This window comes from Spirosoma sp. SC4-14 (genome assembly GCF_037201965.1).
In the GTDB taxonomy this organism is placed as follows: Bacteria; Bacteroidota; Bacteroidia; order Cytophagales; family Spirosomataceae; genus Spirosoma.
Window position 1 is genome coordinate 3,383,440 of the sequence record NZ_CP147518.1, and the last position, 24,951, is coordinate 3,408,390.

Below are 24,951 nucleotides of genomic sequence, written 5' to 3' on the forward strand. Positions count from 1 at the left end.
TAATGTTAAACTTTCTAAAAATTTAGATTAGTCTAAAAAAATATTTCAACAATCCTTATATTTGAGCGTTGTAAGAAAAAAAAAGGAGTGTCCGATGCCGGACCTGCGTTGTCCCTGGTCTACGCACCATGCTGGGCAGCATAGGTTTTATCATCTGAAGTCGGATTTTTAGCGTATATGATGAATATGGAGGCTACGAATACAACCATGAAAGGATGGCAGCGGGATAATCTGGAAAATTCAATGCCCGATGTCCACAGTTCCATCCATGTGCCAAAGAATAGTGGTTTTTTTAAGACCCTGATGGCTTATTTTGGCCCAGGGCTAATGATTGCCGTTGGTTATATGGACCCCGGTAACTGGGCTACCGACATTGCCGGTGGAGCACAGTTTGGCTATCGGCTGCTATCGGTTGTGCTGATTTCTAATTTATTTGCCATTCTTCTTCAGCACCTGGCGCTTAAACTGGGTATTGTTACCGGTCGCGATCTGGCACAGGCCTGTCGTGACCACTACAGCCGTCCGGTGGCGGTTGGACTTTGGTTACTGGCCGAAATTGCCATTGCGGCTACCGATCTGGCCGAAGTGATAGGCTCGGCTATTGCCCTTAACCTGTTGTTTGGATTACCGCTAACGGTTGGTATCCTCATTACCGGACTCGATGTACTGTTGCTGTTATACCTCCAGAATAAAGGCTTTCAGACGCTCGAACGTATTGTGGCGAGCCTTATTTTTCTGATTATCGGTTGCTTTGGCTACGAACTTATTGTCTCGAAACCCGTAGTGGCCGATGTGCTGAACGGCCTGTTACCGCGTCCGGAAGTCGTTACAAATCCGGGTATGCTTTATATTGCTATCGGAATTTTGGGCGCAACGGTTATGCCGCATAACCTCTATCTGCACTCCAGTATTGTTCTGACCCGCAATTTCGACCGCAACAATGAGGGACGTAAGTCGGCCATTAAATTTGCTACGATCGATTCTACCGTTTCGCTCTTTCTGGCTTTTTTTATCAACGCTTCCATTCTGATTTTATCGGCGGCAACATTTCATTTTTCCGGTAATCAGCACGTGGCCGACATCACCGACGCACATCGGCTGCTCGACCCGATTCTGGGCGTAAAACTGGCGGGCGTATTGTTTGCTGTGGCATTGCTGGCTTCGGGGCAAAACTCGACGCTGACCGGTACGCTGGCCGGGCAGATTGTGATGGAGGGTTTTTTAAACTTAAGTGTTAAACCCTGGCTCCGTCGACTTATTACCCGACTGGTGGCAATTGTTCCGGCTCTGGTTGTTGCCATTCTTTACGGCGAACATGGTACATCCGAGCTATTGGTGTTTAGTCAGGTGATTTTATCCGTGCAACTGAGTTTTGCCGTTGTGCCATTAGTGTCGTTCACCAGCGATAAGCTGAAAATGGGCCGATTTGTAAATCCTGGCTGGCTAAAAAGTGTATCGTGGGTAGTGGCTGTCATTATTATCGGCCTGAACGGATATCTGCTGCTTGACACTCTTTTTTAAGCCATTGACCATCGGTTATTTCTCTCAGTAGGTGAAAAAAAGACGCCCCATACTACCGGGCGTCTTTTTTTCACCTACTGAGTAGTGTGTCAGTGCCAAATGACTAGTTTAAGGCAGCAATAATGGCGTCGGTATCGCCGACTTCACCAATTCTCGGAAAAATTAGTTTCAGACTGTGCTCATGCGCACTTGCAACCACATCGGTTATGGCATCCTGCGCAAATGCAATATTATAGCCCCGTTCACTGGCAGCCCGAGCGGTACTTTCTACGCCAATGCTGGTCGAAACGCCCGCCAGCACTATTCCCGTAATGCCCCGCTGTTTTAATTCTTCATCCAGCCCCGTTTCGTAAAAGGCGCTCCAGGTATGTTTCGTAATTAAAATATCGTTGGCCTCCGGCTTAATTTCTGACGTTAGTTCCAGTGATTCCGGAGTGTAAGACGACCGTGGTCTTAGCGGAGTATCCCGACGAATATTGTGTGTAGGGCCACCCAACGGATCAATAGTGACGATTACTACTGGTAGATTGGCGTTTCGAAAAGCAGATACCAGTTTGGCTGTATTGCCGAGCAGCGTGCTGGCGGGGATTAATAACGGGTAGCTAAGTGCACCTTTTTGGAGGTCGATTAAAACGAGAGCTGTTTGGGGATCGAGAGCTGTGATCATACTACTGTTAGGTTTGAAAAACGAAAAAGAATCAGACTTATATAGGAACTTCAGTGGGTGAAGTAGTGGGTAAGGCGGATGCCGATTGTTTAAGCTTATTTCTCTGAAAAAAACGCAGGTGCAGAACGCCAATAAGCAGGGCTAGAATCCCCTGGCACAGCACAGTGTTCTGTACGCCAATGTGCTGTGAAATAGCACCCACAAGCAAACTGCCAATGGGTAAGGCACTGGAATAAGCCATGACATAGAGGCTAATCACTCGTCCTCGCATGGATGGGGCTACGCGAGTTTGCAGCAGGGTATTGCTAATCGTAATCTGCGACATCATGCCAAAAGCGCCAATCACAATAAACAGCAGTGCCAATGGGTACCAGGGCGTATAGGAGAATAGAATAAGGCCCGTGCCAAAGACAAAGGTGTTGATCATGAGCACTCTGCTGAGGTTTGTTCCGGCTTTAAGTGAGGCCAGAAAGATGGCTCCGATAAAGGCACCAAGACCAATGGCGCTGTCGATTAGGCCGAAGGTTGAAGCCGTACCGTGAAAGACGTCTTTTGCGTAAACGGGCATCAGTGTTGTAAAAGGGAGCACCAGCAAGCTAACCAGGCCCAGCATACTGATTATGTAGCGGATGGAAGGCGTTTGCCGGATATAACTAAACCCCTCAGCTAGTTCGCCCAGAATGTTTTTGGTATGGGTCTTCGGCACGTACGCTGGCAGTTTCATGAGCAGTAAGGAGCCAATAACGGCAATAAAGCTGACGGCATTCAGACCAAAACAAACGACTTCGCCCAGTTTTTCGATAGCGATTCCGGCAATGGCAGGACCTAGCAGTTTAGATAAATTGACCATCGAAGAATTCAGCGCCACGGCATTGGGCAGGTCGCTTTTATCGTCGACCATTTCGTAAACCAGCGACTGGCGGGCAGGAACATCGAAGCCGTTGATAATGCCCAGCACGACACTCAACGCAATAATTTCCCAAACCGCATAGTGCTTGAAGAAAACCACCAGCGTCAGCAAAATGGCCTGAACCATCGACAGAACCTGCGTCAACAGCAAAACCCGGTGCCGATTATACCGGTCCGATACAACTCCGCCAATGGACGTAAACACGGCCGATGGAAACAGGGTGGCAAATACACTCACGCCAAGCATAAATTTGGAGTGCGTCATGGAATAGATAACCCAGCTTACGGCGGTTTTCTGCATCCATGTTCCCAGTAAGGAGATCGACTGGCCGGTAAAGAACAATCGATAGTTACGGCTTTTAAAAGCACGAAATGTAGTCAGATTCATAACGTTGATGATTGTATTGCTGACTGGTCGGGGAAGCTCATCAATCAGTAAATTCCTGAGCGGATTTATTGGTATCCACTCGTTTATCGCTAAAAGCTCAGGGAGTCAACTTATCCATGAAGGTTATGCTCGCCATGATCGAAATCACTACGAAACCTAAAAACAGGAGCAGCATCGATAGCTTATTCTGAGGAGATACGTTGCTTACCCGTAGCAGAACATAGCCCACCAGCAGATTAAAACAGGCCCAGAGTACATTGACAGTTGGCGATGACAGACCCTTGCCGGGTGGATTGGCAAATGGCGTTGGAAATGGATCGCCAGAAACGCCGTGCGTGTAATGAGGAACTACATTGGCTAAAAACAGGCCAGCAAAAAAGGCGGCAAGATACTGATACCATTTCATACTGTTGATGGGTTGATCGGTTACAACTTGCTGATGTTAACTAGTTCTTTTAATCGAAGTCGACCAGTTTGCCTAATGGGCCTAGAGCCTGTCGCAGGATAGCCTGTTCTTCTGGCGAGCAGGTTTGAGTTATGGCCTTGTTCAGCCATTCATTGCCTTCATGCCTTGCATTGGTCAGAAGGGCCTGGCCGGTTTCCGACAGCGAGATCATTACCTTACGCTTGTCGGTTTCTGATGGCGTGCGAACAATATAGCCAAGGTCTCCAAGGTGATTCAGTATCTGTGACATCGACTGCGTAGTGACCTTTTCTTGCCGGGCCAGTTCGCTGGGTAGCATTTGTGTATGTTCGTTGAGCTGCTTAATGACAGCCCGCTCTGTCAGCGAGAGTTTTTCGTGGGTTGGCGACTTACTACGCAGTTTTTTTACGAGCCGTGACAGAACCATCCGCAGGTCGGAAGGTAGATGAGTATCGTCTTGGGTAGTGCTCATTTTGTAAGGAAAACTTGTTAAGTTACTTTACAAAAGTACGGCATAATTATAACACTTTAAACAAACTGCCATTAAAGAATTATTAACATTAGTTGGTAGCAACCGGGCACCGGCAGCGGTTGATGGCCAATGGCAGGGTGTTTACAGCAACTGAGCAATGTAGCTGTTTCGGCGGAGTAGATTGCTGCAAAGCCAGCTCAGGCTAGCGGCACCCATACAGACAAAAATGAATTTGGCGAAAGCTGGCACGTTGACCCAAAGAAGGGCGAACTGAAGCCAGGTGACAAATCCGTAATGGACCATATAAATCGTGTAAGCATTGGCCGATACACTTGTCCAGAATCGGACTGGCCGGGTGAAGATTTGTTTAAAAATGCTCAGGCAAGCGCCAATGCTGGCCAGGCAACTACCTACAAATGCCAGGTCATAGAAGAAAAAGCCCTGGGTTTCGGTCAGATTTCCCTGCCTGACCTGAGCGGTACCAAAATCTGAAACTGCCAGAAAAAAAACGTAGCATCCTATACTTAGGCCAACCCAAAATAGCCAGTTTTTGCCAAACAGTTTACCAAAGTAAAAAAAGAACGGCTCCCAGGAAGTAGCGCCCAGGCAACTCCCCAACAAAAAGAACAGCAGGTAAAATAAAAGTCGATTCAATTGGAAATCGAATGGCCCCCACCGGCCGATCCAGGTATATTGGCCTACCCACAGACTAAGTGGAATCAGGCTCAGGGCAACTAGGCCGAAAAGGATGATGCCAAATCGGATTGGGGAACTGGCCTGACGAAGAAACCATTGCCCCATCACTGGATAAATCGTTGGCGAAATTCGATAAATCAGTACGGCAAGGCCGTCGAAAACCAGCAGAAGCCAGATAAACCAGGGAGGACCGACGGGCCATTGCTGGTGGACAATGTAATCGCTAATGAACTGCTCTAGCGTAAACGAGTGAGTAGCCAGGTAGTAGGAAGGTACATAGGCCAGCGGTATTAGTACGCATTCGGCTATCAGAAACGGGATGCCTAGCCGAATTGCGCGATCGGCTAAGTAAGCCTGTGTGCCTTTCCGCTCAAGCCCCCGATAAACAAATAAGCCACTGATGAGGAACATAAGTGGCATGAAAAACAAATCGTTGAAGCCGATGAACACATCCATACCCAGCCAGCGGGCCTGATCGACAACGGGAGCGGTTGAGAGAATGTATTGTGCAGGGTTAAAATAGCCGTAGGTAGGGTAAGCCATAGCGGCATGATGGGCTACAACCAGTAGCGTAACAAACGCACGCAGATAGTCGAGCCAGATTGCCCGATTACTACCAGCTTTCATAGAATTGGGACGTAAAATTGATCAAATCAAGGAGGAGGAAAAAACAGAAATGTTGCATCGGCATCACGGGCAAGATGCGCAATGAACAATTAAAAATAGTGTCAAAAAAAAAGTAACAACGCAAAAAGGCTGCGCAGAAGCCATAAATCTTTGTGTTGTCAAGCTGGCAAATCGGGTAGTAGTTCGTCATTTGAACCAATGCCCAATAGCTAACCGCTTATAAATTATGTCTATCGACAACCATGAAATTCAACTTTTTAACCCACAACAAAGCGAAAGTCTTCAATCAGGAAGGCAACTGTGGGACAGCAAAACGCAAAACCAGAATAACCAAAACACCGTAGCGTATACGTGGGCTATGTATAAGCAACTGTTTCCGGAAGCCCGATTGTACGTGTTCGATCTGGCTGGATATGGGCAGGCCCCGCTTCGGGTAAAACAGAATGATGTCTATCTGATTGCCGGATGGTCTGATAAAGTATTCGATGTTTTACAAAACCTCGAAGAAGGAGAAACGACTCTTAAGAAGGTGTTTGAGTTAGTGATTTGAGTAACTCGTGCCGCTGTCGACAGGCAGTGCGAAAAAAGTATTTAGTGCTAGTACAGGTGTCGTAAAACAGAGATACTTCGATCCAAAGAAAGCCTGTGAAGGCTAAGCCGGGAAAAGCCGGTATGTTCTCTGTTTGCCCGTTGCCCTGTATTGATTGTAGCAAGTGCCGTAGAACTGGACTTCGCCTGTTGCCTTGCTGTTTTCTATCATGAGTCATTGGTCAGATGCTTTTCCGGTGCCCAATGACTTTTTTCCTAAAGGGAAGTTGATCTAAGCTGAATAGATTCCCAGAAATTCAGCTCGGCATTGACGCCGGTCCGTGGATCGGCTACGAACTCATTGATGGTATCAAACGAAGTCATGACGCCCCGGTCGAGATAGCCGAAGCGCGTACCGACTGTTAGCGCTTCCCGAATGTCGTGGGTAACGAACAAGGCGGTCATCGAATATTGCTGAGCTACCCGGCCAAACAACAACTGCATACTGGCTCTTGTCTGAGCATCTAAATTGCCAAAAGGTTCATCTAATAACAGCAAACGGGGTTTTATGATTAGTGCCCGGCCAAACGAAACCCGCTGTCGTTGCCCACCCGATAGCTGACCTGGGTGTTTTTGAGCCTGATCGCTAAGTTCCAGATCCGCTAATAAGTCGTTTACCTGCTGATCGACCCTCGTTTTGTCGACGTTTCTGATCCGTAAACCAAAGGCTACATTTTCAAATACGTTCAGATGCGGAAACAGCAGCGGTTCCTGGTATAAATAAACGATCTGACGGCGCTCGGGAGGAATGGTCAATATACTTTTTCCGTCCATTCGAATGTCGCCGTCGTTTGCCGATTCAAGCCCTGCCAGAATCTTCAACAACGTTGTTTTGCCGCAACCCGACCGACCCAGCACAGCAAACACCTCGCCCGCTGGCAACTCAAAAGATACATTGCTCAGAATGGACGATTGGTTAAATCGTTTCGATAAGCCAAGAACATCAAGCATAGAGCGAAAGTACAACAGGTTGACCATTTACCCGCTTTTCTTTACCGGGTAGGGTCATAAAAAGGCAACGGCACCTTCGCCATACATTGCTTTGTCGATCGTCATTTTGCCGGGTGTGGGCTTAATGCCCGATAGCCATTCTGTTAACTTATCGACGTAATTGTCGAGGTGACTAATCTGCTGCACGCCATGTTCAACAATAGGGTCGAGGGTAGTCGCAAAAAGTGTACCGCCATACTGACTGGTTTCCCACGAAATTACATCACCTTCCGGGTTGGCCTGTATTATTTCGGCCTGGGGTGGAATCCGGGTATAAACCCCGTGTGTATGCCAGCAGGCCTGACGCGGAGTTAGCCCCCGATAAATCGGATGATGGTAATTGGTTGCTGAAACGGGCGGATTGTTGGGGGTTTCTACCCACCAATAGTTGTTTACCGGTCGATCTTCCCACTGAGCATCGAGCCAGTCGGCCGTGCTATCGCCTTCAACAAATACTTTCTTTCCCTGATTCAGAAACGAATAGATGACTTCCTGGCGACTGGCCAGTTCCTGTTGATTCGATTGAAAAGGGATTACGAGCGCATCCAGTCCGGCCACGGCGTTGCTGGTCAGGTCGTAAACATAAATGAGTTTATAAATGTCGCGGTATTTGGGGGCGGTGGCCATCGCATAGTGCGACCATACCCCATTAAAAATAAGTCCGATCGTTTGCATAGTTGACAAGAAACTGAGTTACTGAAAAGACCTAGGCTACAACAGGTTTAGACGATAGCAGCCGGAGGAAATTGCGATATAGTTTTACAAGAGCCACGTCCTGTTTTCCGGCATAGGTCACATCGGCCAGAGGGCCACTGGCGGTCATGAAAATGATGCCACGGGTACTAACTTCATCGAGTACGACAATGGGGCGTTGCCAGGTATCATCGATCACAATATCGGCACCAGGAGCAGCCTCGATGTAGCCACAGGCCCACCATCCGCTCATACCATGCGAGTAGATAAGCTCGTTGATGTCAACGCCATCAGTGAGATGATACCGATCCGTTTTCAGGAAATAACGGGTTTCGATAGTCCGTTTCGAATTGTCCATTATCCACTGATTTCCCGGAATCCAGTTTGTAAACCAGCCGTCAGAACAGACCAGCGCCTTGCCATCATTCAAAAAATCGAGCACCTTGTTCCTAAGCTTAAGCATGGCAACGTGATCGGAGCCGTTTGGTACAACCAGTACATCGAAAGGAGTGAGGTCGGGATCAAAATCCTGGGTTATGCTGACAACGGTATAAGTGATCAGGTCGTTGGAGACATAATAGTCTGACAATCCCGCAATGTTATTCGAAATGAGCAGAGCCTGAAGCATACGTAGTTCTTGACTAAAGCGTCAGGGCTTTCGTAGTAGCTGTGCCATATATACTTCTTGCGTCACAAAGTAATGCGGCACAACTGACTACGAAAGCTCTGACTAAAGATCTATACGCTTTTGGGCTCGATTTGGATTCTGAATCTGAATTTAGATGAACAATATACAGAAAAATAGTGGTTTAACCCTGATTAAAACGTACTTATCGATTTTTTGGCCTTATTGCATTTTAACTTATGATGAGTAGTTAGAGCGGATAATTTGCCATCGGAAAAGCCAGATGAGCAGGCGGCAAATCACTAACGATCGTCAATGAAGGCATAGCGCATCTGGATTATAACCGACCTAAACTAATATGAAAATAGTGTTACGGGCTATTGGGCTCCTTTTTGTTTTACTTCTCCTCGTTTTGCTGGTCAATACCTTACGGTTAACGTCGCATCAACTAGCAGACGTATCTCCGGCTCCTTCAATAATTGTGCCTGATTCAGCAATTGACCGGCTGGCTGGCGCAATTCGGATTCCGACGGTTTCCTATACGGATTATTCGCTGACCGACACTACGCAGTTTGATAAATTTCTACGTTACCTCCAAACGACCTTTCCGCTTATCCATCAGCGATTGACGCGGGATACGTTTAATCAATATGGGCTTCTTTTTGAGTGGAAAGGCCGAAATCCGGCCTTGAAACCGGTTTTGTTGATGGCACATTACGACGTGGTGCCGGTTATTCAGGGAACGCAGCGGATGTGGAAACGCCCTCCGTTTGATGGCATTGTGGCGGACGGGTATCTATATGGACGTGGCACACTCGACGACAAAATGAGCGTGATAGCCCTGATGGAATCGGTGGAGTATTTATTGCGGACTAATTACCAGCCGGAGCGCACGCTGTTGCTGGCATTTGGTCAGGATGAAGAAACGTCGGGGAAGCGGGGAGCGCAGACGATTGCGGCTGCTTTGCAAAAGCGCGGTGTTACGGCAGAGTATGTGCTCGATGAAGGAGGGGTTATTAAAACAGATGGAGTATCGGGGTTGCAAAAGCCGGTAGCCCTGGTCGGAATCAGCGAGAAGGGCTATCTGAGTCTGGAGTTAACCGCCATAGGTAAAGGAGGACACTCGTCAATGCCACCCGCCCAAACCAGCATTGGTATGGTTGCCGAAGCTGTTAGTAAACTTGAGAAACACCCATTCCCGGCCCGGCTCGATGGCGGGGTGTCGCACTTACTCGATTATCTGGCATCGGAAGTGTCGTTTGGCCAACGGGTTGTGTTTGCCAATCAGTGGCTGTTTGCGCCATTAATTGAGCGCACAATGTCGGAAACCAAATCGGGAAATGCATCGATCCGAACCACAACGGCTCCCACCATTTTTCGGGCAGGAGCGAAGGATAACGTTTTGCCAATCGATGCCACTGCCACCATTAATTTCCGAATCTTGCCCGGCGATACGGTCGATGGCGTAATTGAGCACGTGAAAAAGGTCATCGAAAACGATAGCATCACCGTTAGTGTGCTGGGCAAAGGCAACAATCCGGCTCCGGTATCCGATCCGGAAAGTCCGGCCTTCATGACGATTCACAAAACGATTCGGAGTGTGTTTCCAGATGTGGTGGTAGCGCCCTACATCATGCTGGGCGCTACCGATTCCAAGTTTTATGCGGGCGTAACATCGGCCATCTATCGGTTTTCGCCAGTGCCGCTGAACGATGCCGAAACGCAAACGATTCATGGCACCAATGAGCGAATCGGCGTTAAGGATTACCAGAACATGATCCGCTTCTATGTGGCGCTTATTCAGAATAGCCAGAAAATCTAAAACTGGTTTATCGCAAAGGTTATTAAGCTGATTCGCAACGCTCACCGGGGATTATTGTTCTGTAAGCGTTGCGAATACGGTATAACAACGCGCTTTTAGCTTGTAGTAACTGTTTCGGCCCAGGCGGTGTTCAGCGCGCCGAGAAACGTTTCGGGGGCCTGGGCTCCCGAAACCGCATAGCGACGGTTCAATACAAAGAAAGGTACCCCTCTGGCCCCTACCTGTTGCGCTTCATATATATCCCGATTCACGTCATCGGCAAACGCATCGCCTGCCAGTACGGTTTGCACTTCAGTTGCATCGAGACCAATAGCTGTTCCTAATTCAAGCAGGGTGGCATGATCGGCCGTGTTTCGTCCTTCGGTAAAATAAGCCCGAAACAGCCGTTCTTCGGCAGCATCGCCAAGTCCTTTCGTTTTGGCTAGTTGAATCAGCCGGTGAGCGTCGAACGAATTGGCAACAATAGCCCGGTCAAAATCGTAGGCCAGCCCTACTTCTTGCGCCATAGCCGTAACGCGGTCGTTCATCTGGCGGGCCTGCTCGACACTCCAGCCTTTCACTTCGGCCAGGTATTCATTAATATTTTTGCCGGGATCGGTTTTCATCGCTGGATTCAACTGAAAACTCTTCCAGACCACGTTGATTTGTTCGTTGTGCGGAAACTGACTGAGGGCCTGTTCAAACTTGCGCTTGCCGATATAGCAAAACGGACACATCACATCACTCCAAATTTCTACGTCCATGCTGTTTCGTTATCTGTATTTTGTTATCAGGTCATTAGCTTATTCTCCAACAGGGCTTTAAAACGTATAACCACGTAGTGGGGGCATCTTAGTAGTAGTTTTCCTGTTTTTATAGCTCCGTAGGAGCGATATCTGCCGGAATCATGCCGCTCTTACAGAGCTACAAATACACAACCTCACTAAAGAGCTACTACGGTGACATGCCTACGGCATTTTTATCAAAAAGCCCTGTATTCTCCAATGACAACACTTAAACCGATGGTTTTTGTGCCCAGATGAGGCCATAATCCATTTGTGTAGGAATATTGTGGACTGTCGGAACAAGACCAACCTCTTCAAACCAGCCACGATACTCGGCCCGGCTGTAGCAGCGCCCTTTGGTATTCCAGAACAATTGCGCCGAATAGTCCGTCACGGCGAGTGGTCCATCGAGTTCGTCGTTCAGAAATGCGTCGTGGACCCAAAGTTCACCCCCCGGACGAATGGCAGCCGCGAACCGATTGGCCAGTCGTTGGCAGGTTGGCGTCGGCCAGTCGTGAAAGAGGCTGGCTGCCAGAAGCAGATCGGTTTTGGGTAACTCGTCGGTTAGCATGTCGCCGGGTAAAAACGTTATTCGTTCGCGTAGTGTTTCGGTGCCGGGCCGACCACTCATAACTAGTTCGTCTAAAAGTTCTGCCGCTACCGCCAGAACGGCTGGCCGGTCCAGAAGGGTAGCCGTTGAGGTTGGGTTATTCAGCAACCATTCGTAGGTGTAAAAACCCGTACCTCCGGCAACATCCAGTAAATGCCCTTCGCGTTTGGTGAGTTTGGAGGCCACAATGGGCGACAGTCGGCGGGCACGTCCGGCCAATCCCAGCGTAAGGCTGCGGGCCAGTTCCAGATCGTCCATAGGTGACGGACCTTCGCCTTCTTTCACGAACGAAATACCCTGTAGAGTGTCCAGCGGACCATCGTTTTTGAGCCGGATTGCCATGTCGAGAGCGCCCGGATCATTGCTTTCCAGACCCACATAGCCAGTCAGGTTAGGTACATTCGACTGGATAAGAAAGTGCCCGAGTTCAGTAATGGTCAACTTACCCGATTGGTCGATGCGTAGCAGGTCCATCGCACACAGCGCCGGGAACAGCACCAGAGCTGGCCGTTCGGCAAGACCAAGACTGGTACTTGCCTGCTGAATACTAAGCGGATTATTGGCCAATAAATCAAATACGTGCAAATGGCTTACGGCGGCAATTAATAAACGGGAGCCAAACATAGCCCGCAGGTGTTGGGTAATGGGTGCCAGATCGGGCTGGAAGTCAGTATGCATTGTGTTGAGGTTGTGTTCGGGCAACAAAAGTCTGCCAATAAAAGCAATTGAACGGTTATCGACTACTGGTTCATTTTAGCAGGTAAAAGCCAGCCAGCGTCGATTCTGGACCGAACTTACTTGCAAATCAGGCCGTTTGTTTACTAATCATTGGTTACTTGTCATTGGCCATTAGCTATTGGGAAAATACACAACCTGACTATGTATGCCATCAATCTCTACACAAGAAACAACATTATCGACCCAAAAACGACCACTCTTAGCCTGGGTATTACTTTTCATTCTGGCACTGGTGTGGGGCAGTTCGTTCATTCTGATCAAGCGGAGCCTGGTTGCTTTTGAAACCGATCAGGTAGCTGCTGGTCGTATTTTTTTCGCCTTCCTGTTCTTTTCGCCCTTTTTGGGGGTGCAGGCCCGCAATACCGACATCCGGATGTCGGTACGGAGCCGCTGGCTGGCGTTGCTGGGGGCGGGCATGTTTGGGTATCTGATACCGGCTTTTCTGTTTGCCGAAGCGGGAGCCCATCTCAACAGTTCGCTGGCGGGGGCTCTGAACGCACTCAGCCCATTGTTCACCCTGCTGATTGGCGTTGTTTTTTTCGGGCGGGTATTGCGCATCTGGCAGAGTCTGGGAATTCTGCTCGGGCTGGCTGGTTCGGTTTTGTTGATTTTTTATAGCGCCACCGGCACGTTTTCCGTAAACGGTTATGCCTTGCTGGTAGTGCTGGCAACGTTGTGCTATGGCATCAATATTAACATAATTGGCCGGTTTCTGAGCCATATGCCAGCCCTGGTATCGACGGCCTGGATCTTTGCGTTTGTTGGGCCAATTGCGTTTGTAATATTAGTATTCACTGATTTCTTTTCGAAGCTGATGCTCCCCACGGCCAGCGTTTCGCTGGCAACACTAATCTGTCTTGGCGTATTGGGGTCGGGTGTGATGTCGGTAATTTTTAACCGGATAGTGCAGTTGGCATCGCCTTTGTTTGCCGCATCGGTTACGTATCTAATGCCCGGAGTAGCACTGCTATGGGGTGTTTTAGATGGCGAACGGATCTATCCTGTTCAGTTTATGGGCTTGGGCATCTGCCTGCTCGGCATATGGCTCATCAATAAGTCCTGAAAAAAGTTATGGTTTATGGCGTTGTGTGTATAGTTTAGCTGTTCGGGAAGACGTTATCGCTTTCTGCTTCATTCGTTCGCATAAACCATGTATCAGACAACCCTGAATGACCAGGTCATTACCATTGATTTTACCGGCGACACCCCGCAGGTCAATGGCAACAGTTTTGATTGGGATTTTGTCAAACTCACCGACCGCACGTTCCATATTCTGCACCAGAATCGTTCCTATACGGCCGAAGTTCTTGAACTGAACAGCGCCGAAAAAATGGTTCGACTGAAAATCAATGGCCACATTCAGGAGGTTCAGCTAAAAGACAGGTTCGATCTGTTGCTCGAAAAAATGGGCATCAGTAGTGCTGCCCATGCAAAAATTAATGATCTGAAAGCACCGATGCCGGGGCTTATTGTGGGGATAAACAGCCAACCCGGCGATACAGTGAAAAAGGGGGATAGCCTGCTGATTCTGGAAGCGATGAAAATGGAGAACGTGCTGAAAGCCACCGCCGATAGTACTATAAAAACCATTCGGGTCGAAAAAGGCAATCGGGTCGAAAAAGGCCAGGTGCTGATTGAGTTTGCGGCTTAAGTATCAGTAAGGCGATCGGTCGTAGAATAAAAACCCATCGGAAATCTCCGGGGGCTAGCTTCCATGCCCCATGCTTTTTTCTATCTTTGCACCCAAAATCTCTCCTCATGACACCTTCGACGAACTATAAACGCATTCTGCTCAAACTGAGCGGAGAGGCATTGGCGGGTCCTAATGGTTACAACATCGATCCGGCTGTACTTGAACAATACAGCCATGAAATTAAGCAGGTGGTCGACATGGGCGTTCAGGTCGCCATCGTAATTGGTGGGGGTAATATCTTTCGGGGCGTATCGGGCGAACGATCAGGTATCGACCGGGTACAGGGCGATTATATGGGAATGCTGGCTACCGTTATTAACGCAATGGCTATTCAGAGCTCGCTCGAAAAACATGGACTGTATACCCGTGTGATGTCGGCCATTAAAATGGAACAGGTCTGTGAACCATACGTTCGTCGGCGGGCAGTGCGGCACCTCGAAAAAGGCCGGGTCGTCATTTTCGGTGCCGGAACCGGTAACCCTTATTTCACAACCGATTCAACGGCTGCTTTGCGGGCCATCGAAATTGAAGCCGATGTTGTTCTGAAAGGTACCAAAGTAGATGGTGTTTACACGGCCGATCCGGTTAAGGACAAAACGGCTACGCGGTATACAAGCATCACCTTCGACGACGTTTATGAAAAGAAACTGAGCGTTATGGACCTGACGGCCTTTACGCTATGCCAGGAGAACAACCTTCCGATCATCGTCTTCAACATGAATGAAACCGGTAGTTTGCTCCGGCTTGTCCAGGGCGAAGATATCGGCACCTTGATTACGGCTAAATTACCAGAAGAAACAGTATAAAACGTTTATGGTTTACGGTTTATGGTTTATGGTTGCTCCGCCTTTTAGCGCACATCTTACTAACGCAGCGCAACCATAAACCGTAAACCATAAACCGTAAACTACAAACCACAACAATGGAAGAGATCGAGCTATATCTCGACGATGCAAAAGATACGATGGAGAAGGCGCTTAAGCACCTGGCCATTGAACTGACTAAAATTCGGGCCGGAAAGGCATCACCGCAGATGCTCGACGGTATTCAGGTCGAATATTACGGGATGCTGTCGCCGTTGAATACGGTTGCCTCCATCACTACGCCCGATGCCCGCACCATTGCTATTAAGCCCTTCGAACGGAAAATTATTGGTGATGTCGAAAAAGCAATTCGTAATTCGAATCTGGGGCTGGCTCCTAATAACGACGGTGAAATTATTCGCCTGAGCATCCCGCCCCTGACCGAAGAACGTCGTCGCGACCTCGTTAAGAAAGTGAAACAGGAGGTTGAAACAGCTAAAGTAAACGTTCGTAATATCCGGAAAGATACCAACGAAGACATTCGTAAACTGGTGAAAGAAGGCGTTTCGGAAGATGCCGTTAAACAGGGTGAAGAACGTGTTCAAAAATTGACCGATGCCTTTATTGCGCGTGTCGATGACGTGTTTGCCGCCAAGGAAAAAGACATTCTGTCGGTATAAATTATATGAATGTATCGGTTAAAAGCCGATCATCCAGCGATGATCGGCTTTTGCGTTTGAACTGTTGAGTCGTTTATTCACTGAACGCCCTCTGGCTGAATAATTGATGGCGTACACGCTGTGCCTGTAAAACATGCCGTTGCTCATGCGCAATCAGAAACCGAAACGTGTCGCCCAGGCTTAGCCTGATCCAGCGGGCAATGGAAATCGGGATGCGTAATTTGCTAATGTCAACCTGTTGTGCCCGTTCGAGCAGTTGGAGCAGGCGTTCCTGTTGTCGCAAAAACTCGGTCAGAACAGCCTCTGTGTCGAGCTGTTGTTGTGGCGTATGGTTCTTCACTGCTTTCATTTTCAGCCGAATGCTTCCATCGGCACCCGGCTGCATCGTCTCGGCGAAATAATTCCCTAACCAGCCACTCGTAAATGTTTCCTGAGGCAGAAGACACTGCTGCTGGCCAGTTTGAATGCTTTTCTCCATAAGCGGCAGATAATAAAACCCGTAGCTGCTCAGATGGTCGAGACATTGCACAATACTCCATTGATCGGGAGCAGGGGCCTGACGTAACTGAGCTTCGGTCAATGGCCTGAACTCCTGCTCGATAATCCGTTGAAGGGCATCTACATCGTTGTATAGATCCTGTAACAATAAGTTTGTTGTAAAACGTGGCATGGTAGCTTGATTTATGCCCCAAACCTACTGGAACACACAACAAAAAATCTTGGTCTGGACCAAGATTTTTGCCTGGCTATGGAAATAATGGCGCGACCATTCCTTGTGTCTATCTGATCGTTACAGCCGGACTGATTTCAGCAGTTTACTGAACGTAGTGGGATCGAGGCTCAGGTAAGAGGCCAGGTATTTATGCGGAATCAGTTGCAGAACGTGCGGACTTCGGGTGAGGAGTATCCGAAATTTCTCCTCTGCGCTGAAAGATGCTAACTCAATTTGCCGTTCGAGCACTCCGCCCAGCACCTGTGCTGTGGCCAGCCGCACCCAGCGTTCGATAGCCGGATAAGTATCCATCAGCCGCGTAAAATCAGGAAACGACAGTCGTAGCATATGGCTGGTCGTTAGGGTTTCCAGATAATAGCGGGAGGGTTGCTGTAAGAGAAACGAGTCGACAACCCCCGAAAACGATCCGGTATAGGAAAAAACCAGGGTCGTTTCCTTGGCGTCGTCGCCCTGATAAAACGCCCGCTGAACGCCATCGAGCACGAAATAAACGTAATGCTCAGTTTCGCCAGCGCTGGTCAACAGGGTTTTGCGCCGGTAGCTGACCGGGTGCCAGCAATCGGCAAAGGCGTTCCAAGCCTCGTCGGGCAATGGCCAGGTGTGAAATACGGTTTTTTTTAGGGCTTCTTTTTCCAAGATTCAATAGGGGAGATCGTAGCCAGAAATGTACGAAAGAATAGCATCTTTAGCAGCGCTGCAAAGCCAGAACGGGCGAGCGATCCACCGATAAGTAAATATAGATTTCTATTTGTGGTGACTAATTTCTGTTTTGAGCGGAAATGCCAAACTTACTGGCTACCAACCACACGTAATGTCTGCTCAACCCCACTTGCTTCGCTTATTGAAGTTTGTTCGGCTATTGGCCGACCGGCCCGGCCGTACGGTTTCGCAAACAGCCCGGACGCTGGAAACCTCCGAACGGACGGTTTACCGCTACCTCGATACCTTACAGCAATTAGGGTATCTGATCGACAAAGACGAGCAGGAGCGTTATTTTCTGTTTGAGGCCGACGCTACCCGACGACCGGCGTTTACGGCCGACGAGTCGGCGCTGGTAGATCGGCTGCTTTCGTCGCTTCCGGCCGACCTTCCGCTCACGGACAGCATCCGGCGCAAACTCTTCCTGACGTCCGATCTGATTCCCTTCGCCGATGAACTACTCGACCGACATCAGGCGCTGGTGGTCGAGCGGCTGGCAACGGCCTTGCGCGAGGGCCGACAGGTTCGCTTATTGCGCTATCACTCGACCAATTCCGACACCATTGCCGACCGGATTGTAGAACCTGTGGGCTTTGCCGATCATTATGCTACGCTGAAAGCCTACGACCCGGAAGAAGGTAAAGAAAAAAGCTTCAAAATCAGGCGTATGGACGATGTAGTGATACTCGACACGCCCTGCGCCTGCGTAACGGCGGGTGAAGTGCTGGATGCGTTTGGGTGGTCGGGGCCAGAGCCGCTATTGCTGACGCTTCACCTGAGCGGACGTGCCTACAGGCTTCTTCTGGAAGAGCGACCACTTTGCCGCCCGTTTCTGGAACTGTATGATGACGAAGCGTTTCCGTATCGTTTCCGGGGCGAAGTTCGGAGCTATGTGGGCATCGGGCGATTCGTGCTTGGTTTGCCCGGCGAAATAGAAGTAGTAGACGAAGCATTCCGCGACTATCTGCGCGAACGGGCCGCGAAAAAATTATGGTGATTTTCGATTCACCTTTCGCGACTGATTCCGATTGACACAATATGACAAAGCAGGGGATTTACTTTGCTGATATAAAATACGAGGAGGAATATGCAGGACAAGGCAATTGCCGCTATTGGTAAACTGGCTCTACAGGCAAGTGGGCAAGTTGAACCCTATAAACTGTACGTCCAGAATATGTTTCCGGGCGTCAACTACGACATGATTGTGGCTATCTTCTCTCTCAACGAACAGGATGGAAAGCTATCATGTCTTTTTGAGGGCGTAGATGTAGAAAAAGTTAGTGAAACAACGTATCCAAAATACCTGTATCGGGGCGGTTCTCCCCGTGGCGGAGATATTACGTTCACGACAAAAGCAGGTGATTTATCGAAGAAGTTGAACACGTTACTCACGGTTCAGCTTAAGAATGCAATTGCGTTATGTCGGGTTGAAAACTATCAGGATGATTTAAATCTCCTGCTGGCTTTACAGCATCGGTTGAGTATTGATTATGCAAGCGTGCTAGCTGCTTTGCAGGGCGCTTATAATCAAATGGATAAGAAGCGACAACAATCTTCTGGTCTGACTATCTGTTTCGAATCAGACGATGTAAGACGGTACCTGGCTGATTTCCCGATTTTTCAGAAACAGATACTGCTAAGTGGTACGTCGGGTAAATCAGAAAAATATGGGGTTACTTCACAAGGTAGCAATCAACTCTGTTCGGTGTGCCTGAAACAAAAGCCATTGTTACATGGCTTCGCGTCGCCTTTCAAATATGCAACCGTAGATAAACCGGGAATGGTAAGCGGTTTTTTCAATCAACGTAATAACTGGAAAAACTATCCAATCTGTTCTGACTGTTCACTTGACTTTGAATACGGCCAGAAATACATAGCCCAAAAACTCAAAAAGTACTTTTACGGTAGCAGTTATTATGCCATTCCGAAAACAGTGTTGAGTTCGGATAAAGGTGGTTTAGAGAAGGCGCTGAAACTCATTACTAATCTTGAGTTTCAATTGGCGGAAGCTTCAAAAGAGAAGCGGGTTGAAGATCGAATTATGCAGGAAATTGGTAAGGAAGCCAACTATTTTACACTAAATCTTCTGTTTTTTGAGGAAAACCCTACTACTAAAGCTATAAAAATCAGACTGTTGCTGGAAGAGATTGTTCCCTCTCGTTTTCGAATACTATTCTCAACAGTACCCGATATCATCAATAAGGAGTCAATCTACAAGAACTCTTACCGGATTAAGAACGAACCACAGAATCTGACATTTTCATTTGGCCTATTAAAGCAATTCTATGAAGATGATTTTTATGGTATTGTCAATGACGTATTTGTTGGTCGTTCAATTAATAGACAGACACTGTATAACAGATTTATGGCAGTAATCCGGGCAAATTACAATAAAGCCCAAACATCAGATGGGTATGTTGAACCGGTTGGATTAACCGTGTTAAAGGCTCATTTTGTGTTAAACTACCTCGCGCATTTGAAACTTATAACCACAAACCAATTCATAACAATGCTTCCCGAAGAGGATATTAGCGAAAAGCCAGAAGATAAGTATGGCCGAGCATTTGACGAAACCAAGTTTCGGCAGTTCGTGGCTGATAACACCAATTTTCTGGATGATGACTACAAAGTAGGCATCTTCGCTGTGGGTGTACTGGTTCGCTTACTACTGAACATTCAACAGCGAGAGTTAGGCAACACGCCATTTGAGAAAAAGCTCAAAGGTTACAACCTTAATCCTGAAACGCTGAAGACAATTTACCTCGAAACAATGGCTAAACTGGCTCAGTATCGTGATTATGGCAAGCGCTACGATTCTCTAAGTCAAATTATTAGTGAGTATTTTACGCTAAATAGCCACCGACTGCCTGCTATCTCCAATAACGAACTGTCTTTCTATTTTGTGGCTGGTATAGAAATGGCCAGTCGTTTCCGAATTGAAGCCCCTCAAACGAACACAACCTCTAGCTCTAATAACTAAACCCATGTAAGCTATGCTCACTAAACGCACCGAAATTCTGTTTCTCTACGAAATTGAAAATGCCAATCCAAACGGCGACCCCCTAAATGAAAATCGGCCTCGATACGATTCCGAAGAGAACCGTGTGTTAGTATCGGACGTGCGGCTAAAACGTACCATTCGCGATTACTGGTATGAATACAAAGGGTATAACGGCACCAACGGGAAAGATATTTTTGTACGAGAAACGACATATCAGGATGGTGATAAAACCTACGTATCGGATGGGAAACGACGGGCAAAAGCCTTTCAGGAAAGTCAGCAGACCGTACTGGATCAATGCATTGATGTTCGAACATTTGGGGGCGTTTTGCCACTTGATAAAGACTCAATTACACTCGTTGGGCCTACTCAGTTTCAGATGGGTAAATCGATTAATAAAACAGATATTATTACTGAGCAGGGGACAGGTGCCTTTGCGTCAGGCGACAAAAAAGGACAAGCTACTTTTCGAACAGAATACAAAGTACCGTACGCCTTAATTGGTTTCAACGGCATCATTAATGAGAAAGCAGCTAGTTATTCACAAATGACCGACGACGATAAGAGCTTGTTGTTAGAAGGTATATGGGAAGGTACTAAGAATCTAATATCGCGCTCCAAATTTGGGCAAACTCCCTTATTACTATTGACTGTTGACTATAACGAGCCGTATTACATTGGAGGACTACGCCAACGTCTGAAACTGATAACGGATAAAAACGAAATGCAATTACGTAGCACTGATGATTACACGCTTGATGTATCGTTTTTACTGGCTGAGTTAACAGCTCACAAAGACAAAGTTAGTAGTGTAACTGTGCGCATTGACCCTCGTTTAAAAACATCACAACCGCTCACCAACGGTCTCCTAACATTATGAATGATAACCGCCTGATTGTTTTTGAGTTGTCGGGCGAATATGGTCATTTTCGCAAATTCAACACCACAACTTCACCTCTAACGTACCCAATTCCGACTCGTACAGCCTTAACTGGAATACTTGGAGCTATTTTAGGCGTCGAGCGCGAAACGGCGGCTGGCCGTTTTCCCCATGACGTGATACCGGTTCAGGAATTATTTAGCGGTGCTAACTGCAATCTTACGGTACAACTATTAGCGCCCGTTAAAAGAGTAAATGTGGGTTTTAATCTGTTGGATACCGGTAATTCGTTTTTTGAAATTAAGAAAAGCGGACGTACTCAAATTGAGTTTGAGTTGCTAAAAAATCCGGTGTTTCGAGTTTTTGTGCGGCTTCGGGACGATGAATTAATGGATAAACTGGCTAAGCGATTATTAAATCGTAATCATCACTTTACACCCTACTTAGGACTAAGCCAGTTCACGGCAATGATTCATAATGCGCTTGAAACACAGATTTCTATACGTAGTGCGAGCTCAGGTTATACCCCCATAAAATCGGCCGTAAATTTGTCTTTACTGAGCGCTGAACAACCGATTGAGTTTAATCAAACAGCGCATTACTACGTCGAAACGATGCCTATGGAGCTAAGTCATGAACGTGTAGTAACTCGGTATGGAGAGATTTTGGTTGATGCTGACGGCGGGGCCGTTGCTGTGCGAGTGGATGAATGGTTTGAAACGCCTGATTTTGGCAATATTTTATTCCTCTAATGCTTTATTCACATCCTGATGTTCCACTGATCGATCATTTACGTCAAGTCGCTGACTCATGTCGTTATTTTTTACGGAGTCGGGTAACAGATTTCGGTTTACCTGATGGGCTACTCTCGGATTTAGGATACCTAGCGGGCGTAACACATGATATTGCTAAAGGCACCCGTTATTTTCAGCATTATTTATTGACTGTTAATCATGAGGTTATAGGCCCCAAAGAGCATGCTCTTCTATCATCGTTACTGGCGAAACAGGTGGTTGAACAGTACCTGATGCGATTTGAACTGACGGAAACGGATCGTCAATTATTACCCTATTTGGTTTTTACTGCTGTGAAACGACATCATGGTAACCTAAATGATTTTACAGTAGAGCTTTCTCTTGAGGCCAAAGCCGATGTTTTATCCGAACAGATAGAGGTGTTTGATGACGAAATACTTATACAGTCAATTCTTGATGAACTGTTGGGAGTCATCGATTTTCAGTTCAACTGGCAACAGTTCAAAGGCTACATTCAGCGTCGCGAATATGTTAATGAATATGGTGATTTTGAGCTGGATTTTTTTGATCTGGGTAACTATGCTGATCTATCGGGAGAGATTAAGACCAGATACTATTACTGGCATCAGCTATTTTATGGGTCATTATTACTCTCCGATAAATCAGACGTTATTCTAAAAGGTGTTCGACAAACGGAATCTGGTGGACCTTCGCTTTCATCGTTAGATACATACCGCCAAAAAAAGGGTTTTGATAGTCCCCAGACAACGCTGGATGCGCTTAAAAACCAGGCTTATCTGGAAACGCTGTCAGAGCTTGACCGAGTGTTTTCGCTTGACCAGCACTTGTATTCTATCACCTTACCTACAGGACTTGGTAAAACTCTTACATCGCTGGCTGTTGGACTCGCTGTTCAGCAAAAATTGGGTGCGTTAACAGGTAGGCTTATTATTACGATCCCCTTTACATCTATTATTGATCAAAATTTCAGCGTCTTTCAGGATGTTTTTGAAAAGCCTTCTTCTGATGTCTTGCTCAAACATCATCATTTGGCTGAGCCTGCCTACAAAGTTGGCGATGATGTTCTGGACCAGGATAAAAGTCAGTTTCTGATCGAGACATGGCAATCAGGCATTGTCGTAACTACGTTTGTACAATTGCTGGAATCGCTATTTTCTAACGATAAAACCAAATTACTTAAGCTGCCCAATCTAGCTAATTCAGTAATAATTCTGGATGAAATTCAGCAGATAAACTATGAATTATGGCCACTGATTCGGCAAGCATTCGTAACGCTGGGTGAACGATATAACTGCTACTTTATTCTGATGTCTGCCACGCAGCCATTAATTTTTATTCCCGGAAAAGAAATTACTGAGCTAGTCCCGCATTATCGAACGTATTTCAGAAATGAACATTTCAACCGGACTAAACTGATTAATCGCGCTCAGCAGGAAATAAGCTTTGCTGATTTTGTGCAGGACGTAATTACGTATTGCCAAGATCAGGCCGACAAAAATGTACTGGTTATTCTGAACACAAAGCAATTCACTTTAGACTGCTTTAAAATTACCGCCGACGCTCTGGATGAGGAGACAACGGACGTGTATTACCTAACTACGCTTATTACTCCTTACGAACGTAAGCGAATCATTGATCGAATTAAAAACTACAGAGGAGCAAAGCAGCAGGTCATTATTTCCACTCAGCTAATAGAAGCTGGTGTTGATGTCTCTGTTCATACCGTTTTTCGGGCGTTGGCTCCATTAGATTCCATTATTCAGGCGGCTGGGCGAGCGAATCGTTACAACGAAAAGGAGGGAATTAGTGAAGTGTATCTATACGCAATTGCAGAGATGAAACGGGCTAGTGGTATGGTCTATGGAGGTGACCTTTTAGTAAAAACCGCAAACGTATTGAAGTCCATAACTGAGGTTGATGAACACAGCTATCTTGAGTTAATAGAGGCTTATTTTGAAGAAGTGAAAAAGCAGGCTGATGTATTGGTTTCGCCTGAACTGACAGCCTTACAGGCACTTGAGTTTAAAAAAGTAGGGGAGTTTCAGTTTGTCGAAGAGCAAAATACGGAGTCTGTTTACATTCAGTTAAATGAAGAAGCAGAACAACTATGGAATCAATACATAGCAATCAGTGAAAAACAGGAATTGAAACCTTACGAACGTAAGCGTGAATTTGCCCTTATAAAATCCCGATTTTACGAATATGTAGTTAACGTACCTGTTCCGCGTAATGACAAAAGTATTGTGTTTGACGGTGAAAAGAATCATTTCTTTTACGTGTCATACTTGCAGAATCCATCTACCTGTTACTCTTACGCTCCTGATGATTTTCGGAATAATACAGGCTATATTCCCATTTTACAGCCCCTAACTGTAACTATATGACCACCACCCAGCCTACAACCCTCCCGTTAACGACCATTACGTTTCCTGAAATTGCGCTCCGTACCCGCGATGCGCACAAGCTCCGGGGGTATTTTGGTGAGTTCTTCAAAGAACATTCGCCGTTGCTGCATAACCATTACGACGATGGCAGGCTACGGTATGCCTATCCGCTGGTGCAGTACAAAGTCCTCGACCGGATTCCGACGCTGGTGGGGCTGGGCGAAGGCGCTACGTTGCTGGCGCAACTGTTTCTGCGGGTCCGCCAACTCGATATCGACTGTGGCGACGGACAGGGCTACACGTTTCCGGTACTGGCCAAGCATATTCGGCATGAGCAGGCTCCCGTTGGTCCCGTTGGCGATCTGCTGACGTATCGGTTTCAGACGCTCTGGATGGCGCTCAACCAGACCAACTACCGCGAACACATGGATCTGGACGACGATGGGCGGCAGCAGCAACTTCAGCGGATTTTGCGGAACAACATCCTGGCGTTTCTGAAATCGGCCGATGCGTTCCGGCCCGATATGGAGCGTATACTGGTGAAGCTCAACATCCGTTCGGTTACGCATACGCAGTTCAAAAACCAGTCGATGCTGGCCTTTATGGGGTCGTTCGTCACGAATGTACAACTGCCCGACGGTATCGGATTAGGTAAGTCTGTTTCGAGAGGGTTTGGGACTATTCAACGAGTGAATGAGTGAATGAGCGAATGAGTGAATGGTTGCCACAACGGTTATTGAATGTGTTTCGCAGCTTCGTTCTTTCACT

General features: G+C 47.3%; 25 protein-coding genes. 13 read left to right on the forward strand and 12 right to left on the reverse strand.

From position 1 onward, the window contains the following. The first annotated feature begins 186 nt into the window (after positions 1-186). Entirely contained in the window at positions 187-1,521 is a 1,335-nt protein-coding gene (locus WBJ53_RS13665) for an Nramp family divalent metal transporter (RefSeq protein ID WP_338876695.1), read from the forward strand. Between the two features lie 103 nt (positions 1,522-1,624). Here the strand turns inward: WBJ53_RS13665 and WBJ53_RS13670 are convergent, their stop codons facing one another. From WBJ53_RS13670 to WBJ53_RS13690, 5 genes are all read right to left on the reverse strand, one after another. Next, entirely contained in the window at positions 1,625-2,188 is a 564-nt protein-coding gene (locus tag WBJ53_RS13670; protein WP_338876696.1) for an isochorismatase family protein, read from the reverse strand. Positions 2,189-2,225: 37 nt separating this feature from the next. Beyond that, entirely contained in the window at positions 2,226-3,485 is a 1,260-nt protein-coding gene (locus tag WBJ53_RS13675; RefSeq protein ID WP_338876697.1) for an MFS transporter, read from the reverse strand. A 97-nt stretch (positions 3,486-3,582) separates the two neighbouring features. Next, positions 3,583-3,891: a hypothetical protein gene (locus WBJ53_RS13680; RefSeq protein WP_338876698.1), complete on the reverse strand. Its 309-nt coding sequence runs from the start codon at positions 3,889-3,891 to the stop codon at positions 3,583-3,585. A 49-nt stretch (positions 3,892-3,940) separates the two neighbouring features. Next, complete coding sequence (locus WBJ53_RS13685; RefSeq protein ID WP_338876699.1) at positions 3,941-4,381, reverse strand: MarR family transcriptional regulator; 441 nt, start codon at positions 4,379-4,381, stop codon at positions 3,941-3,943. 141 nt (positions 4,382-4,522) lie between these two features. After that, positions 4,523-5,704, reverse strand: a complete 1,182-nt coding sequence (locus tag WBJ53_RS13690) for an acyltransferase (protein WP_338876700.1) — start codon at positions 5,702-5,704, stop codon at positions 4,523-4,525. 226 nt (positions 5,705-5,930) lie between these two features. On the opposite strand from WBJ53_RS13690, the gene WBJ53_RS13695 reads away from it, so the two are divergent. Further along, entirely contained in the window at positions 5,931-6,254 is a 324-nt protein-coding gene (locus WBJ53_RS13695) for a hypothetical protein (protein WP_338876701.1), read from the forward strand. Positions 6,255-6,508: 254 nt separating this feature from the next. Here the strand turns inward: WBJ53_RS13695 and WBJ53_RS13700 are convergent, their stop codons facing one another. Genes WBJ53_RS13700 through WBJ53_RS13710 form a run of 3 tightly spaced genes read right to left on the reverse strand, consistent with a single transcriptional unit; the run spans position 6,509 to position 8,603 of the window. Beyond that, on the reverse strand, positions 6,509-7,243 hold the full coding sequence (locus WBJ53_RS13700; RefSeq protein WP_338876702.1) for an ABC transporter ATP-binding protein: 735 nt from the start codon (positions 7,241-7,243) through the stop codon (positions 6,509-6,511). A 54-nt stretch (positions 7,244-7,297) separates the two neighbouring features. Further along, complete coding sequence (locus WBJ53_RS13705; protein WP_338876703.1) at positions 7,298-7,957, reverse strand: hypothetical protein; 660 nt, start codon at positions 7,955-7,957, stop codon at positions 7,298-7,300. 31 nt (positions 7,958-7,988) lie between these two features. Further along, positions 7,989-8,603 carry a hypothetical protein gene (locus WBJ53_RS13710; RefSeq protein ID WP_338876704.1) on the reverse strand — a complete coding sequence of 205 codons (615 nt, stop codon included), beginning with the start codon at positions 8,601-8,603 and terminating at the stop codon, positions 7,989-7,991. Between the two features lie 355 nt (positions 8,604-8,958). Here WBJ53_RS13710 and WBJ53_RS13715 point away from each other — a divergent pair, with 355 nt between their 5' ends. Next, positions 8,959-10,422, forward strand: a complete 1,464-nt coding sequence (locus WBJ53_RS13715) for a M20 family peptidase (RefSeq protein WP_338876705.1) — start codon at positions 8,959-8,961, stop codon at positions 10,420-10,422. A 95-nt stretch (positions 10,423-10,517) separates the two neighbouring features. On the opposite strand, the gene WBJ53_RS13720 is transcribed toward WBJ53_RS13715, so the two are convergent. Together WBJ53_RS13720 and WBJ53_RS13725 are read right to left on the reverse strand one after the other, a co-directional pair. Continuing rightward, complete coding sequence (locus WBJ53_RS13720) at positions 10,518-11,165, reverse strand: DsbA family oxidoreductase (protein WP_338876706.1); 648 nt, start codon at positions 11,163-11,165, stop codon at positions 10,518-10,520. A 250-nt stretch (positions 11,166-11,415) separates the two neighbouring features. Further along, on the reverse strand, positions 11,416-12,474 hold the full coding sequence (locus tag WBJ53_RS13725) for a methyltransferase (RefSeq protein ID WP_338876707.1): 1,059 nt from the start codon (positions 12,472-12,474) through the stop codon (positions 11,416-11,418). A gap of 205 nt (positions 12,475-12,679) precedes the next feature. On the opposite strand from WBJ53_RS13725, the gene WBJ53_RS13730 reads away from it, so the two are divergent. The 4 genes from WBJ53_RS13730 (at position 12,680) to frr (ending at position 15,710) form a co-directional block, all read left to right on the forward strand. After that, positions 12,680-13,597: a DMT family transporter gene (locus WBJ53_RS13730; RefSeq protein ID WP_338876708.1), complete on the forward strand. Its 918-nt coding sequence runs from the start codon at positions 12,680-12,682 to the stop codon at positions 13,595-13,597. Between the two features lie 87 nt (positions 13,598-13,684). Continuing rightward, positions 13,685-14,185: an acetyl-CoA carboxylase biotin carboxyl carrier protein subunit gene (locus WBJ53_RS13735; RefSeq protein WP_338876709.1), complete on the forward strand. Its 501-nt coding sequence runs from the start codon at positions 13,685-13,687 to the stop codon at positions 14,183-14,185. Positions 14,186-14,292: 107 nt separating this feature from the next. Further along, complete coding sequence (gene pyrH, locus WBJ53_RS13740) at positions 14,293-15,033, forward strand: UMP kinase (RefSeq protein ID WP_338876710.1); 741 nt, start codon at positions 14,293-14,295, stop codon at positions 15,031-15,033. Positions 15,034-15,149: 116 nt separating this feature from the next. Then, the gene (gene frr / locus WBJ53_RS13745) at positions 15,150-15,710 is read left to right on the forward strand and encodes a ribosome recycling factor (protein ID WP_338876711.1); all 561 of its coding nucleotides are present in this window, start codon (positions 15,150-15,152) and stop codon (positions 15,708-15,710) included. A 73-nt stretch (positions 15,711-15,783) separates the two neighbouring features. Here the strand turns inward: frr and WBJ53_RS13750 are convergent, their stop codons facing one another. Both WBJ53_RS13750 and WBJ53_RS13755 read right to left on the reverse strand, forming a co-directional pair. After that, positions 15,784-16,380 (reverse strand): DinB family protein, encoded by a 597-nt coding sequence (locus WBJ53_RS13750; RefSeq protein ID WP_338876712.1) that lies wholly within the window; start codon positions 16,378-16,380, stop codon positions 15,784-15,786. 120 nt (positions 16,381-16,500) lie between these two features. After that, a complete protein-coding gene (locus WBJ53_RS13755; protein WP_338876713.1) occupies positions 16,501-17,079 on the reverse strand; it encodes a Crp/Fnr family transcriptional regulator in 579 nt (192 codons plus the stop codon). Positions 17,080-17,254: 175 nt separating this feature from the next. On the opposite strand from WBJ53_RS13755, the gene WBJ53_RS13760 reads away from it, so the two are divergent. From WBJ53_RS13760 to WBJ53_RS13785, 6 genes are all read left to right on the forward strand, one after another. Beyond that, positions 17,255-18,139: a WYL domain-containing protein gene (locus WBJ53_RS13760; RefSeq protein WP_338876714.1), complete on the forward strand. Its 885-nt coding sequence runs from the start codon at positions 17,255-17,257 to the stop codon at positions 18,137-18,139. Positions 18,140-18,229: 90 nt separating this feature from the next. After that, positions 18,230-20,122 (forward strand): TIGR02556 family CRISPR-associated protein, encoded by a 1,893-nt coding sequence (locus WBJ53_RS13765; protein WP_338876715.1) that lies wholly within the window; start codon positions 18,230-18,232, stop codon positions 20,120-20,122. Positions 20,123-20,135: 13 nt separating this feature from the next. Then, a complete protein-coding gene (gene cas7b / locus WBJ53_RS13770; RefSeq protein ID WP_338876716.1) occupies positions 20,136-21,023 on the forward strand; it encodes a type I-B CRISPR-associated protein Cas7/Csh2 in 888 nt (295 codons plus the stop codon). Next, positions 21,020-21,775 (forward strand): type I-B CRISPR-associated protein Cas5b, encoded by a 756-nt coding sequence (cas5b, locus tag WBJ53_RS13775; protein ID WP_338876717.1) that lies wholly within the window; start codon positions 21,020-21,022, stop codon positions 21,773-21,775. The genes cas7b and cas5b overlap by 4 nt, the downstream gene beginning before the upstream one ends. Then, a complete protein-coding gene (cas3, locus tag WBJ53_RS13780; protein WP_338876718.1) occupies positions 21,775-24,183 on the forward strand; it encodes a CRISPR-associated helicase Cas3' in 2,409 nt (802 codons plus the stop codon). Before cas5b ends, cas3 begins: the two co-directional genes overlap by 1 nt. Then, positions 24,180-24,884 (forward strand): CRISPR-associated endonuclease Cas6, encoded by a 705-nt coding sequence (locus tag WBJ53_RS13785; RefSeq protein WP_338876719.1) that lies wholly within the window; start codon positions 24,180-24,182, stop codon positions 24,882-24,884. Before cas3 ends, WBJ53_RS13785 begins: the two co-directional genes overlap by 4 nt. The last annotated feature ends 67 nt before the right edge of the window (positions 24,885-24,951 follow it).

Bases quoted from the DNA above. Each gene is read 5' to 3' on its own strand.
- WBJ53_RS13690 (WP_338876700.1), bottom strand. From the start codon at position 5,704: ATGAAAGCTGGTAGTAATCGGGCAATCTGGCTCGACTATCTGCGTGCG.
- WBJ53_RS13730 (WP_338876708.1), top strand. From the start codon at position 12,680: ATGCCATCAATCTCTACACAAGAAACAACATTATCGACCCAAAAACGA.
- cas7b (WP_338876716.1), top strand. From the start codon at position 20,136: ATGCTCACTAAACGCACCGAAATTCTGTTTCTCTACGAAATTGAAAAT.
- WBJ53_RS13665 (WP_338876695.1), top strand. From the start codon at position 187: ATGGAGGCTACGAATACAACCATGAAAGGATGGCAGCGGGATAATCTG.
- WBJ53_RS13705 (WP_338876703.1), bottom strand. From the start codon at position 7,957: ATGCAAACGATCGGACTTATTTTTAATGGGGTATGGTCGCACTATGCG.
- frr (WP_338876711.1), top strand. From the start codon at position 15,150: ATGGAAGAGATCGAGCTATATCTCGACGATGCAAAAGATACGATGGAG.
- WBJ53_RS13720 (WP_338876706.1), bottom strand. From the start codon at position 11,165: ATGGACGTAGAAATTTGGAGTGATGTGATGTGTCCGTTTTGCTATATC.
- WBJ53_RS13680 (WP_338876698.1), bottom strand. From the start codon at position 3,891: ATGAAATGGTATCAGTATCTTGCCGCCTTTTTTGCTGGCCTGTTTTTA.
- WBJ53_RS13760 (WP_338876714.1), top strand. From the start codon at position 17,255: ATGTCTGCTCAACCCCACTTGCTTCGCTTATTGAAGTTTGTTCGGCTA.
- WBJ53_RS13725 (WP_338876707.1), bottom strand. From the start codon at position 12,474: ATGCATACTGACTTCCAGCCCGATCTGGCACCCATTACCCAACACCTG.
- WBJ53_RS13695 (WP_338876701.1), top strand. From the start codon at position 5,931: ATGTCTATCGACAACCATGAAATTCAACTTTTTAACCCACAACAAAGC.
- WBJ53_RS13735 (WP_338876709.1), top strand. From the start codon at position 13,685: ATGTATCAGACAACCCTGAATGACCAGGTCATTACCATTGATTTTACC.
- pyrH (WP_338876710.1), top strand. From the start codon at position 14,293: ATGACACCTTCGACGAACTATAAACGCATTCTGCTCAAACTGAGCGGA.
- WBJ53_RS13785 (WP_338876719.1), top strand. From the start codon at position 24,180: ATGACCACCACCCAGCCTACAACCCTCCCGTTAACGACCATTACGTTT.
- cas3 (WP_338876718.1), top strand. From the start codon at position 21,775: ATGCTTTATTCACATCCTGATGTTCCACTGATCGATCATTTACGTCAA.
- WBJ53_RS13710 (WP_338876704.1), bottom strand. From the start codon at position 8,603: ATGCTTCAGGCTCTGCTCATTTCGAATAACATTGCGGGATTGTCAGAC.
- WBJ53_RS13750 (WP_338876712.1), bottom strand. From the start codon at position 16,380: ATGCCACGTTTTACAACAAACTTATTGTTACAGGATCTATACAACGAT.
- WBJ53_RS13700 (WP_338876702.1), bottom strand. From the start codon at position 7,243: ATGCTTGATGTTCTTGGCTTATCGAAACGATTTAACCAATCGTCCATT.
- WBJ53_RS13675 (WP_338876697.1), bottom strand. From the start codon at position 3,485: ATGAATCTGACTACATTTCGTGCTTTTAAAAGCCGTAACTATCGATTG.
- WBJ53_RS13685 (WP_338876699.1), bottom strand. From the start codon at position 4,381: ATGAGCACTACCCAAGACGATACTCATCTACCTTCCGACCTGCGGATG.
- WBJ53_RS13670 (WP_338876696.1), bottom strand. From the start codon at position 2,188: ATGATCACAGCTCTCGATCCCCAAACAGCTCTCGTTTTAATCGACCTC.
- WBJ53_RS13715 (WP_338876705.1), top strand. From the start codon at position 8,959: ATGAAAATAGTGTTACGGGCTATTGGGCTCCTTTTTGTTTTACTTCTC.
- cas5b (WP_338876717.1), top strand. From the start codon at position 21,020: ATGAATGATAACCGCCTGATTGTTTTTGAGTTGTCGGGCGAATATGGT.
- WBJ53_RS13765 (WP_338876715.1), top strand. From the start codon at position 18,230: ATGCAGGACAAGGCAATTGCCGCTATTGGTAAACTGGCTCTACAGGCA.